The sequence below is a fragment of the Kitasatospora nipponensis genome (assembly GCF_039528135.1).
Lineage (GTDB): Bacteria > Actinomycetota > Actinomycetes > Streptomycetales > Streptomycetaceae > Kitasatospora > Kitasatospora nipponensis.
The window spans coordinates 1-12,844 of the sequence record NZ_BAAALF010000215.1; the positions used below are offsets into that span (position 1 = coordinate 1).

The 12,844-nt window shown below is 72.2% G+C and carries 9 protein-coding genes; 7 read left to right on the forward strand and 2 right to left on the reverse strand.

From position 1 onward, the window contains the following. Nucleotides 1-57 precede the first annotated feature (57 nt). Both ABD323_RS35170 and ABD323_RS35175 read right to left on the reverse strand, forming a co-directional pair. A complete protein-coding gene (locus ABD323_RS35170) occupies nucleotides 58-2,631 on the reverse strand; it encodes an ABC transporter permease (RefSeq protein WP_344446148.1) in 2,574 nt (857 codons plus the stop codon). Between the two features lie 16 nt (nucleotides 2,632-2,647). Continuing rightward, complete coding sequence (locus ABD323_RS35175; RefSeq protein ID WP_344446149.1) at nucleotides 2,648-3,436, reverse strand: ABC transporter ATP-binding protein; 789 nt, start codon at nucleotides 3,434-3,436, stop codon at nucleotides 2,648-2,650. 533 nt (nucleotides 3,437-3,969) lie between these two features. Here ABD323_RS35175 and ABD323_RS35180 point away from each other — a divergent pair. From ABD323_RS35180 to cydD, 7 genes are all read left to right on the forward strand, one after another. Beyond that, on the forward strand, nucleotides 3,970-4,365 hold the full coding sequence (locus ABD323_RS35180; RefSeq protein ID WP_344446150.1) for a hypothetical protein: 396 nt from the start codon (nucleotides 3,970-3,972) through the stop codon (nucleotides 4,363-4,365). A gap of 224 nt (nucleotides 4,366-4,589) precedes the next feature. Further along, nucleotides 4,590-5,315 (forward strand): VC0807 family protein, encoded by a 726-nt coding sequence (locus ABD323_RS35185; protein ID WP_344446151.1) that lies wholly within the window; start codon nucleotides 4,590-4,592, stop codon nucleotides 5,313-5,315. Nucleotides 5,316-5,476: 161 nt separating this feature from the next. Further along, a complete protein-coding gene (locus ABD323_RS35190) occupies nucleotides 5,477-6,328 on the forward strand; it encodes a response regulator transcription factor (RefSeq protein ID WP_344446152.1) in 852 nt (283 codons plus the stop codon). A gap of 7 nt (nucleotides 6,329-6,335) precedes the next feature. After that, nucleotides 6,336-8,294, forward strand: a complete 1,959-nt coding sequence (locus tag ABD323_RS35195) for a sensor histidine kinase (RefSeq protein ID WP_344446153.1) — start codon at nucleotides 6,336-6,338, stop codon at nucleotides 8,292-8,294. A gap of 417 nt (nucleotides 8,295-8,711) precedes the next feature. Further along, a complete protein-coding gene (locus ABD323_RS35200) occupies nucleotides 8,712-10,256 on the forward strand; it encodes a cytochrome ubiquinol oxidase subunit I (protein ID WP_344446154.1) in 1,545 nt (514 codons plus the stop codon). Between the two features lie 19 nt (nucleotides 10,257-10,275). After that, complete coding sequence (cydB, locus tag ABD323_RS35205; protein WP_344446155.1) at nucleotides 10,276-11,304, forward strand: cytochrome d ubiquinol oxidase subunit II; 1,029 nt, start codon at nucleotides 10,276-10,278, stop codon at nucleotides 11,302-11,304. 5 nt (nucleotides 11,305-11,309) lie between these two features. After that, nucleotides 11,310-12,844 (forward strand): thiol reductant ABC exporter subunit CydD (cydD, locus tag ABD323_RS35210; RefSeq protein WP_344446156.1); only part of this gene is annotated, 1,535 nt, incomplete at its 3' end.

Here is a 12,844-nt window from a genome sequence, read left to right on the forward strand (position 1 = left end):
GCCACCCCCCGAGGGAGGTGGCCGGCCCGGCGGTCGGCCGTACTGCGCGGTGCGGGGTCAGTCGGTGGCGATGGCCGCCAGGACGTTCATCCGACCGGCCCGGAAGGCCGGCAGCAGCGCGGCCAGCAGGCCGACCAGCGCGGACAGCAGCAGGATCACCACGATCGTGGTCGTCGGGACCGTCAGCACGCTCAGGCCCTGGCCCTTGAGCACCTGCTGGGCCGTGATGCCCCAGGCCAGGCCCAGTCCGGTGCCGAGCACCGCGCCGAAGACCGCGATCACCACGGACTCCAGCCGGATCATCCGGCGCAGCTGGCGGCGGGAGAGGCCGATCGCCCGCAGCAGCCCGATCTCCCGGGTCCGCTCCACCACCGAGAGCGCCAGCGTGTTGACCACGCCGAGCACGGCGACCGTGATGGCCAGGCCGAGCAGCCCGTAGATCAGGTAGAGCAGGGTGTTGACCTGGTCCTGGACGATCTTCTTGTAGCCCGCCTGGTCCTGCACCGAGACCTGCGGGTAGGCGGAGAGCGCGTCCTGGAGGGCGGAGAAGGTCTTCTCGACGTCGGTGCCGGCGGCGGCCTTGCCGAAGAAGGCCACGTCGGTCGGCAGCTGGGCGGCCGGGACCACCTGGCTCACCGTGTCGATGCTGGTGTAGAAGTGGCGGTCGAAGATCTGGTTGCCACTGGTGGTGATCACCGCGACCGGCAGGCTCTGGGTGCGGCCCTTGCCGTAGTCGACGGTCAGCTTGTCACCGACGCTCAGGTGGTTGTCGGTGGCGAAGCTCTGGTCGACCGAGATGCCGCCGGTGAAGGCCGCGTCCGCGCTGCCGGCGAAGACCGGGAAGTGGAAGTCCTGGGCGAAGGTCGGCGTGACCGCCGCCACCATGATGTCCGCGGACTTGCCGCCCGGCGCGGTGACGGTCGCCGGGATCTCCTTCTGCTCGGTGACGTGGTCGATGCCCGAGGTGCCCTTGGCCGCGGCCACCATCGCCGGGGTCAGGCCGCTGTTGTTGGCGATGACGATGTAGTCGGCGCCGACCTGCTTGTCGATCTCGTCGCTGGTCGAGCTGACGATCGAGGAGGTCAGCACCGAGGCGCCGGTGACCAGGGCCAGGCCGATCATCAGGGCGGCGGCGGTCGCGCCGGTGCGGCGCGGGTTGCGCAGCGCGTTGCGCTGGGCCAGCTTGCCGGACGGGCCGAACAGGGCCGGCAGCGCCGCCCCGAGCCCGCGGACCAGCACGGCGGCCAGCAGCGGGCCGAGCACCACGAAGCCGATCAGCGTGAGCACCACGCCCAGGCCCAGCAGCGAGCCGCCGGTGGCCGCCTTGCTCGACGTGCCGCCGGCCACCAGCAGGCCGCCGCCACCGAGGGTGAGCACCAGGCCGATGACGATCCGGACCCGGTTGCCCGCGCCGTCCACCGGGGCGCCGTGCTCGCGCAGGGCGGCCATCGGCGAGATCTTGCCGGCCCGGCGGGCCGGGAAGAAGGCCGCCAGCACGGTGATCACGATGCCGACCAGGTAGGAGGCGATCGGGACGCTCGCGGTGAACACCAGCGAGGACGCGATGTTCATCCCGGCGGCCTTCATCAGCTTGATCAGCAGCTCGGCCAGCCCCAGCCCGGCCACCATGCCGAGGGTGGAGCCGATCACGCCGAGCAGCAGCGCCTCGATGAGCACCGAGCGGTTGACCTGGCTGCGGCTGCCCCCCAGGGCGCGCATCAGGCCGATCTCCCGGGTGCGCTGGGCGACCAGCATGGAGAAGGTGTTGATGATCAGGAAGCCGCCGACCAGCAGCGAGACACCGGCGAAGCCGAGCATCACGTACTTCATGAAGTTGAGGAAGGTGCCGACGCCCTTGGCGCCGTCCGCCTTCTGCTCGTCGGCCGTCTTGACCTGGAAGGTGCCGCCCAGCGAGGCGGTGACCTCGGCCTTGAGCTGGTCGTTGGTCTTGCTGCCGTCGCCGAACGCCTCGATCGAGGTGTAGGCGGCGGAGTCGTCGAGCAGGTCGTGCTGCGCGGTCGGCAGGTCCGTGAAGGCCAGCGCCGCACCGGGGTTGGTGCCGACGAAGGTGGCGATCCCGGAGATCGTGTAGTCGAAGGTGCCGTTGACGTTGATCACGCGGATCGGGTCGCCGAGGCCGAGCTTGCCCTTGCTGGCGGTGTCCGCGTCGATCATCATCTGCTTGGCGCCGACCGGCGCGCTACCCGAGGTGATCTTCATCGGCGAGCGCGGCGACGGCGTCCAGGCGCCGACGATGGTCGGCGCGCCACCGGTCGGACCGGCCGCCTTGTTCGTCTTCGGGTTGACCAGGGTGGCGTCGAGCACGGTGACGTCACCGATGGCGGTCTTCACGCCCGGCAGGCCGGCGACCTGCTGGAGGGTGGCGGCCGGCAGGGTCGGCGTCCTGCCGCCGGCGTCCTGCTGGTTGGCGCCGCCCTTCTCCGGCTTGGCCGGACTGACCGCGACGTCGGAGGCGGTGGAGGCGAAGAGCTTGTCGAAGGTACTGGTGGCGGTGTTGGAGAACACCAGGGTGCCGGAGACGAAGGCGACCGACAGCACCACCGCGATCAGGGAGAGCACCATCCGGCCCTTGTGGGCGAAGAAGCTCCGTAGTGATGTCTTGAGCAGCATGAGTTCTGGCCCCGTCTCAGCTGGTGCGCTTGCCGTCGAAGCGGCGCATGCGCTCGAGGACGGAGTCGGCGGTCGGAGCGTGCATCTCGTCGACGATCACGCCGTCGGCCAGGAAGAGCACCCGGTCCGCGTAGCTGGCGGCGACGGGGTCGTGGGTGACCATGACGATGGTCTGGCCCAGCTCGTCCACCGAGCGGCGCAGGAAGCTCAACACCTCGGCGCCGGAGCGCGAGTCGAGGTTACCGGTCGGCTCGTCACCGAAGATGATCTCCGGGCGGGCGGCCAGCGCACGGGCCACCGCGACGCGCTGCTGCTGGCCACCGGAGAGCTGGGTCGGCCGGTGCTTGAGCCGGTCGGCCAGACCGACGGTCTCCACCACCTGGTCCAGCCAGGCCGGGTCGGCCTTGCGACCTGCTATGTCCATCGGCAGCGTGATGTTCTCCATCGCGTTGAGCGTCGGGAGCAGGTTGAAGGACTGGAAGATGAAGCCGATCTTGTCCCGGCGCAGGCGGGTCAGCTGCTTGTCCTTGAGACCGGTGATCTCGGTGTCACCGATCCAGATCCGCCCCTCGGTGACCGTGTCCAGCCCGGCCAGGCAGTGCATCAACGTGGACTTGCCGGACCCGGAGGGGCCCATGATCGCGGTGAACCGGCCGCGCTGGATGTCGACATCCACTGCGTCGAGCGCCGTCACCCGGGTCTCCCCGGTGCCGTACGCCTTCGTCACCTGCCGAGCGGAGGCGGCACTGGCCGACGGGCCGCCCGGGTTCTCGGATGTCTGCACGGCTGCGGATGCCGTCGTCACTGGTTGCTCCTAGGTCGATTGTCCCCCGGCTCGACCCCCGGCAGACGGAGGTGAGCTGACAACACCAACCTAGAGGGCACAGGCCAACGGATCGTCATCCGCCGGGAGGAGCCGGGATGACGACAGCAGTACGGGTCGGCGTACGGCTCCCCCTAGGGGACTAGGGCGCGGGTATCAGGGACGGCCGGCGGGGGTCCGTTCACGGTGGTCGCGGCGGCCGCGGGGCGGGCCGGTGGGGGGTGCACGGAGGGGGCGGGTGGGGACTACGGATGGGGCGGGTGGGGACGGTGGGCGCCGGCGGCGGGCGGGTGCGGGGTAGGGCCGCGGGCGGGTGCGGGGTAGGGCCGCGGGCGGGTGCGGGGTAGGGCCGCGGGAGGCCCCGGCGGGCTCGGGCCTTCCTCCGCGGACCTCCGCGGGCGAAACCGGTCACGATGCGCCGGAACCGTCGTACGCCTGCATCAACTCTGCTACAACCGGCCCCGCAGCGGCCCCGGGCCGGATGCGACACGCCCGGATCGGGCATCCTCGGGGACATGAACACGTGGCAGCAGGGCCGCCCGAGCGGCGGTGGCAGCGGATACGGCGGCCAGGGCGGGTACGGCGGCCAGGGCGGCGCGGCCGGCGCCGGGTTCACCCGCGGCACGGTCAAGCTGGTCGACGGCAGCACGGTCTACCTGACCGACGCCACCGGCAACATCATCAAGGTCACCACCGGGGACGCCACCAAGGTCCAGGTGACCCAGGACGGCAAGGTGGCCGACCTGCAGCCCGGCCAGAGCGTGACGGTGGTCGGCAAGCCGGACGGCGCCGGCGGGTACACCGCCTCGCAGCTCACCGAGGGCGGCGCGGCGGCCGGCGGCGCCGGTGGCTTCGGCGGGTTCGGCGGCGGCGGCTTCGGCGGCGGCTCGGGCGGCACCACCGGCGGCTGACGGTCCGCCCGCGACGGTGCGCAACTGACGCCGCGTCGGGCGCCGATGGGGCATCAGCACCCGTCGGCGCCCGGCGCGTTGGCGTGCCGTGGTGGTGCGTCGCTGGTCACGATCGCGGATCCACCGGAACAAGCCCTAGGTAAACCCCCTGGAGATCGGCCAGAATATGCGGCGGCCAGGCCGTCGGCCTGCCGCCTTCTCATCGACGTTTCCACGGGGGACACGTGTCCACTCCTGCTCCGCAGGCGCCGGCCCGCAAGGGGTCGCAAGCCGCCATCGGGTGGCTGCTCAGCATCGCCTTCAACGCCGTCGCGCCGATCCTGATCTACAACGCGGCGCACGACCACGGCTTCGACGACTTCACCTCGATCCTGCTCTCCGGGCTCGGACCGGTGGTCGACATCGTGATCTACCTGGCCTGGCACCGCCGGGTCGACGAGTTCGCGATCATCTCGCTGCTCTTCGTCGCGCTGACCGGGATCGTCTCGTTCATCGGCCCGCACGACGCCCGGCTGCTGCTCGTCAAGGACTCGGCGATCACCGGTCTCTTCGGTGTGGTCTGCCTGCTGTCGCTGGCCGCGCCCAGACCGCTGATGTTCTACTTCGGCCGCAAGTTCGCCACCGACGGCACCCCCGAGCAGGCCGCCTGGTGGAACGGCCTGTGGCAGTACGAGGGCTTCCGGCTGGTCCAGCGCAACCTCACCATCGGCTGGGGCGTCGGCTACCTGGCCGAGGCGGCCGCGCGGGTGGCGCTGGTCTACACGCTCTCGCACGGGCAGATGGTCACCGTGAACAACATCCTGCCGTACGTGGTCACCGGCGCCCTGGTCTTCTGGACGATCACCTACGCCCGCCGCTCGCAGGCCCAGGGGGCCGCCCGCGCGGCCGCCGCGGCCGCCGGTGGTGCCGTTGGTGCGGGTGGGGCGGGAGTGGATGCCGCGCTCGGCTGAGCCGGCGCCGGAACGGGCGAAACGGACGGTGTGAACACGGAGGACCGCCGCGTTCATCCGGCTCTCATCTGTCAGACGTAGCCTCCCGGGGCCATCATCCGATGGGACGACAAGCCCAGGACCCGGGAGGCGGACCCGTGAACCAAGGGACTGTGCCCACCATGACGAGCCCGACCGGCCCCGCGTCGCTCACCCCGCTCGCACCACACGCCCCCGTCGCACCGGCCCACGGCGGCCGGTCCTCGGGCGAGGCCTTCCTGCTCGTCGTCGACGACGAGCCGAACATCCGCGAGCTGCTCTCGGCCTCGCTGCGCTTCTCCGGCTTCCGGGTCGAGTCGGCGGCCACCGGCGAGGAGGCGCTCAGCGCGATCGCGGTGGAGCGCCCCGACCTCGTGGTGCTCGACGTGATGCTGCCCGACCTGGACGGCTTCACGGTGGTCGAGCGGCTGCGCGAGCAGACCCGCCGCCAGCAGATCGCCAACCCCGCGGGCCTGGCGGCGCGGCCCGGTCGGCCGCGCCCGGCCGACCACCTGCCGGTGCTCTTCCTGACGGCCAAGGACGGCACCGAGGACAAGGTGCACGGCCTGGCGGCCGGCGCCGACGACTACGTCACCAAGCCGTTCAGCCTGGAGGAGCTGATCGCCCGGATCCGGGCGATCCTGCGCCGGGCCGGCGGTCCGGCCGAGGACGGCCGGCTGACCGTCGCCGACCTGACCCTCGACCCGCTTGCGCACGAGGTCACCCGGGACGGGCGCCCGATCTCGCTCTCGCCCACCGAGTTCAAGCTGCTGCACTACCTGATGGCCAACGTCGGCCGGGTGGTCTCCAAGGCGCAGATCCTGGACCACGTCTGGGCCTACGACTTCGGCGGCGACCTGAGCATCGTCGAGTCCTACATCTCCTACCTGCGCCGCAAGCTCGACTCGGGGCCGGACCACGGGCCCAAGCTGATCCACACGGTGCGCGGCATCGGGTACGCGCTGCGGCGGCCGCCGCAGCAGCCGCAGGACTGAGGCGCGCGTGGTGCGGGAACGGTCGGGGGCCGCCGAGTCGGCGGAGTCCGCGGATGCGCCGGGTACGCGGGCGGCGCGGGTCCGGACGGCACTCGGCCGGGCGGCGCGCCGGCTGCGCCCGCGGCCGGGCGCGCTGCGACCCGCCGCGCTCTGGCGCGGCACCGGGCGGCTCTCGTTGCGCGCCCGCCTGCTGGCGCTGACCCTGGTGCTGGTGACCACCGGCCTGCTGGTCAGCGACGTGGTGGTGCTGGGGACCGTGCGCAGTCAGCTCACCGCGCGGATCGACCAGCAGCTGGAGCGCTTCGGCCAGCCACTGGCGCACCGGTCGGGGCAGCGCTCCGGCGCGGGCGGCAACGGTGGTGGCAGTGTTCCGGCGGGTTCCGACGTGCGCGGCGGCTGGCTCTTCGGGTTCGACCCCGGACTCTTCGCGGCCGCCTCCTCCGGTGCACCCGCCTCGCCCGGTGCGAGCCCGTCGCTGAGCCCGTCCCTGAACCCGTCGCCGAGCCCGTCGCCGAACCCGTCCGCCGGCGCGAGCAGTGCCGCCCGGCGCTCCTTGGCGCAGGCCGGCCTGCCCAGCCTCTTCGAGGTCCGGATGCTGGCGGCCGACGGCAGCGTGCAGCGGGTGTTCCGCCAGCCGATCGCCGAGACCGACCCGGGCCCCCTGCTGACCGGGCTGACCGGCCCGGCCCTGGCGGCCCACCTCGGCACGCCGTTCGACGTGCCCGGCGAGCACGGCGGCGGGCGCTGGCGGACGCTGATCCTGCCGATCCAGCGCTCCACCGCGAGTGGCCGCGATGCGGGCGGCACGCCGTCCGCGGGTGGCACGCCGTCCGTGACCCCCTCGCCCGGCGCGACTCCGGCGGCCTCCGTCCCCTCCGCCGCAGCCGCGGCCACTCCCACCCCGGACGCCGCCTCGCCCACGGCCTCCGGCACCGCATCCGCCGCCTCGACCGCGCCCGCCTCGTACGTGCTGGTCGCGGTCTCGCTCGACGAAGTGGACGCCACCGTGGAGAAGCTGCACGACGGCTTCCTGGCGATCGGCGCCGCCGTGCTGCTGCTGATCGCCGCGCTCGGCGCCTTCGCGGTGCGGGCCGGACTGGCGCCGCTGCGCCGGATCGAGCAGGGCACCGAACTGATCGCGGGCGGTGAACTCTCCTACCGGATGCCCGAGCTGGCGCCCGGGACCGAGGTGGGCCGGCTCTCGCTGGCGCTCAACGGGATGCTCGACCAGATCGAGTCGGCGTTCGCCGCCCGCGCCGAGTCCGAGGCCCGGATGCGCACCTTCGTCGCGGACGCCTCGCACGAGCTGCGCACCCCGCTGGCCGGGATCCGCGGCTTCGCCGAGCTCTACCGGATGGGCGCGCTGCGCTCCGAGGCGGACGTGAAGCGGACCATGGACCGGATCGAGAGCGAGGCGGTCCGGATGGGCGGTCTGGTCGAGGACCTGCTGACCCTGGCCCGCCTCGACGAGGAGCGCCCGCTGGACCTGGCGCCGATGGACCTGCGCACGCTGGCCGCCGACGCGCTGCACGACCTGACCGCGCTCGACCCGACCCGCCCGGTGGCCCTCACCGGCCCCGGCGGCACCGGCGCACCGGGCGCCGCCGCCGTCCTGGGGGACGAGGCGCGGCTGCGCCAGGTGGTCACCAACCTGGTCGGCAACGCGGTCAAACACACCCCGCCGGGCACCGCCGTGCGGATAGGCGTGGGCGCCGACGCCGACGGCTGCGTCCTCGAAGTGGCCGACTCCGGGCCAGGCTTGACCCCTGATCAGGCCACCAAGATCTTCCAGCGGTTCTACCGTGTCGACGCCTCCCGCAGCCGCCACGAGGGCGGTGGCGCGGGCCTGGGCCTGGCCATCGCGGCCGCCCTCACCCGGGCCCACGGCGGCACCCTGACCCTGGACACCGTCCCCGCCCAGGGAGCGACCTTCCGCCTCTCGCTCCCTCGGTCGAGTGGCGGTTAGACGAACCCTCCTGCCGGCCGCCATCAGTGTGTGACCGTACGGACACGGCTTGTGCCACCGTGGCCCGGCCGCACAGGAGGAGGCCGTGGTGCCCGAGGGTCCGGCCAAGGGCTTCGTGATCGGTCCGGACGTCACCGGTGGTCCGACCGTCCGGCCGGTCTGACGGCGTTCCCGCTCCCGCTCGCGCTCACACCCCCTCCTTCACGTTCCCTCCATCACACCCCCCTGGCGCACGCTTCCGAACGGGCGTGCGCCATACTGTCGACAGAGCTTGTGAACGTGTTCACGTTCACAAGCGGACAAGCTTGCCCGCATTGGTGCCGTTCACGTCGAAGGGTCCCTTTGTCGGGTAGGTCGGGCAGGATTCTGGGTTAAATCAGTCCGAACCGGACAGAGTGCCGCAAGGGAGAGGGTGCAGTGGAGCTAGCAGTCGCTCACGAGACCATCGCGCGATGGCAGTTCGGGGTCACCACCGTCTACCACTTCCTCTTCGTGCCGCTGACGATCAGTCTGGCCGCGCTGGTGGCCGGACTGGAGACCGCGTGGGTGCGGACGGGCAAGGAGAAGTACTTCCACGCCACCAAGTTCTGGGGCAAGCTCTTCCTGATCAACATCGCCATGGGCGTGGTGACCGGGATCGTCCAGGAGTTCCAGTTCGGGATGAACTGGTCGGACTACTCGCGCTTCGTCGGGGACGTCTTCGGGGCGCCGCTGGCGATGGAGGCGCTGATCGCGTTCTTCTTCGAGTCCACCTTCATCGGACTGTGGATCTTCGGCTGGGACAAGCTGCCGAAGAGGATCCACTGCGCCTGCATCTGGATGGTGGCGCTGGGCACCGTGCTCTCGGCCTACTTCATCCTGGCCGCCAACTCCTGGATGCAGCACCCGGTGGGCTACGTCGTCGACCCGGTGACCAAGCGGGCCCAGCTGACCGACATCGGGCAGGTGCTCTTCCAGGACACCACGCTGGTGGTGGTCTTCCACACGCTCACCGCGGCCTTCCTGACCGGCGCCGCCTTCATGGTCGGCATCGCCTCGTACCACCTGTGGAAGGCCAAGCGGCGGCCGGCGGAGGTCGACCGCCGCAAGACGGCCGCGATGCGCACCTCGCTGCGGCTGGGCCTGGTGGTGGCGGTGATCGCGGGCCTGGGCACCGCGATCAGCGGGGACACCCTGGCCAAGGTGATGTTCGAGCAGCAGCCGATGAAGATGGCCGCCGCCGAGGCGCTCTGGGACACCCAGGCACCCGCGCCCTTCTCGATCTTCGCGGTCGGGGACGTCAACCAGGGGCACAACTCGGTGGAGTTGGAGATCCCGGGGATACTCTCCTTCCTCGCCAAGAGCGACTTCAGCTCCGCGGTGCCGGGCATCAACGACACCGCCGCCGCCGAGGCCGCGAAGTACGGTGGCCGGCCGACCGACTACATCCCCAGCATCTTCGTCACCTACTGGGGCTTCCGGTTGATGATCGGCTTCGGGATGACCTCCTTCGTCGCCGCGCTGATCGGTCTGTGGACCACCCGCAAGCGCCGCTTCCTGGCGCCGGAGTTCCGCACCGGCGATGACGAGCCGCCGCGGCTGATGCTCACCCGCAGCCGGGAGATGGGGCCGCTGCTGACCCGGTGGAGCTGGCGGATCGGGATCCTCACCATGGGCTTCCCGCTGGTCGCCAACAGCTTCGGGTGGATCTTCACCGAGATGGGCCGCCAGCCCTGGGCCGTCTTCGGGCTGATGACCACGGCCGGCGCGGTCTCGCCGAACGTCGGCGTGCCCACCCAGGTGCTCGCCTTCTGCACCTTCACCGCGCTCTACGCGGTGCTCGCGGTGATCGAGGTCCGGCTGCTTGCAAAGTTTGCAAAGCCCGGTCCGGACGTCGACGAGCGCCCGCCGGCCAAGGACCCCACACTGCGCGGGCCCGACGCCGACGAGGACGCCGACAAGCCGCTCGCGTTCGCCTACTGAGCCCGGGGGAGAGGGAATCATGCAACTCCACGACGTCTGGTTCGTCCTGATCGCGGTCCTGTGGACCGGCTACTTCTTCCTCGAGGGCTTCGACTTCGGCATCGGCGTCCTGACCAGGGTGCTGGCCCGCGACCGGGCCGAGCGCCGGGTCCTGATCAACACCATCGGCCCGGTCTGGGACGGCAACGAGGTCTGGCTGCTCACCGCCGGCGGCGCCACCTTCGCCGCCTTCCCGGACTGGTACGCCACCCTCTTCAGCGGCTTCTACCTCCCGCTGCTGCTGATCCTGGTCTGCCTGATCGTGCGCGGCGTCGCCTTCGAGTACCGGCACAAGCGCGCCGAGGAGCGCTGGCAGCGCGGCTGGGAGCACGCGATCTTCTGGACCTCGCTGCTGCCCGCCTTCCTGTGGGGCGTGGCCTTCGCGAACATCGTGCACGGCGTGGCCATCGACGCGCAGAAGAACTACGTCGGCGGCCTCGGCGACCTGCTGAACCCGTACGCGATCCTCGGCGGCCTGGTCACGCTGACGCTCTTCACCTTCCACGGCGCGGTCTTCGCCGCGCTCAAGACGGTCGGCGACATCCGCGTCCGGGCCCGGGCGACGGCCGGGCGGCTCGGGCTGGTCACCGCGGTGCTGGCGCTGGTCTTCCTGAGCTGGACCCAGGCGCACCAGGGCACCGGCTGGAGCCTGGCCGCCCTGGTGGTGGCCGTGCTCGCGCTCCTCGGCGCGCTGGTGGCGAACCGGCTGGCCCGCGAGGGCTGGGCCTTCACGCTCTCCGGGCTGACCATCGTGGGCGCCGTCGCGATGCTCTTCCTGGCGCTCTTCCCGGACGTGATGCCCTCCACCCTCGACCCCGCCTACAGCCTGACCGTCACCAACGCCGCCTCCTCGCCCTACACGCTCAAGCTGATGACCGTCGTGGCCGCGGTCTTCACCCCGCTCGTGCTGCTCTACCAGGGGTGGACGTACTGGGTCTTCCGCAAGCGGATCGGCGTCCAGCACATCCCCGCGGCGGAGCACGCCCCGGCCCCGGCCGTCGAGGGCTGAGCACCATGAAGCCCATCGACCCGCGCCTGCTGGACCACGCCCGGGCCACCCGCGCCTTCCTGGCCTGCTCGGTCCTGCTGGGCGCGCTCGGTGCGCTGCTGATCCTCGCCCAGGCCACCCTGATCGCCGAGATCGTGGTGCGCTGCTTCCAGCGCGGCCAGGGCCCGGCCGCGCTGGCCGGCCCGCTGCTGCTGCTCGCCGCCACCGCGCTCGGCCGGGCCGCGGTCGCCCACCTCACCGAGCTGGCCGCGCACCGCTGCGCGGCCCGGGTCAAGTCGACGCTGCGCGGCCGGCTGCTGGAGCACGCCACGGCGCTGGGCCCCTCCTACCTGGCCGGGCGGCGCAGCGGCGAGCTGACCGCGCTCGCCACCCGGGGCGTCGACGCGCTGGACGACTACTTCGCCCGCTACCTGCCGCAGCTGGCGCTCGCGGTGGTGGTCCCGGTGGTGCTGCTGGCCAGGATCCTGGGCGCGGACTGGGTCTCGGCCGCGATCATCGCCGGCACGCTGCCGCTGATCCCGCTCTTCATGGTGCTGATCGGCTGGGCCACCCAGTCCCGGATGGACCGTCAGTGGCGCTCGCTGGCCCGGCTCTCGCACCACTTCCTGGACGTGGTCGGCGGGTTGCCCACCCTCAAGGTCTTCAACCGGGCCAGGGCGCAGGCCGCGACCATCGCCCGGATCACCGACGAGTACCGCCGGGCCACCCTGCGCACCCTGCGGATCGCCTTCGTCTCCTCCTTCGCGCTGGAGCTGCTGGCCACCCTCTCGGTGGCGCTGGTCGCGGTCTCGGTGGGCTTCCGCCTGGTGGACGGCTCGCTCGACCTGGAGACCGGGCTGCTGGTGCTGGTGCTGGCCCCCGAGGTCTACCTCCCGCTGCGTCAGGTCGGCGCGCTCTACCACTCCAGCGCGGAGGGGCTGGCGGCGGCCGAGGCGGTCTTCGAGGTGCTGGAGACCCCGCTGCCGCGCGTCGGGACCGCGCCCGCCCCCGACCTGGCGGGCGCGGTGGTGGAGGTGACGGGGCTGACCGTCGGTTACCCGGGCCGCCCGGCCCCCGCCCTGGACGGCGCCCGGCTCACCCTGGAGCCGGGTACCACCACCGCGCTCACCGGTCCCAGCGGCGCGGGCAAGAGCACGCTGCTCGCGGTGCTCTTCGGCTTCGTGCGGCCGTCCGCCGGCGCGGTGCTGATCACCGCCGCGGACGGCACCCGGTACGACCTGGCCGAGCTCGACCCGGCCTCCTGGCGGGCGCAGGTCGCCTGGGTGCCGCAGCGTCCGCAGCTCTTCGCCGGGACGGTCGCGCAGAACGTCCGGCTGGGCCGGCCGGCGGCCGACGACACCGAGGTGCGGGCGGCGCTGGTCGCGGAGCACGCGCTGGAGTTCGTCGAGCGTCTTCCGCAGGGCCTGCGGACCCCGCTCGGCGAGGGCGGCGCCGGACTGTCGGGCGGCCAGCAGCAGCGCATCGCGCTGGCCCGCGCGCTGGCCGGCACCGACCCGCGCCTGGTCCTGCTGGACGAGCCGACCGCCGGACTGGACCCGGC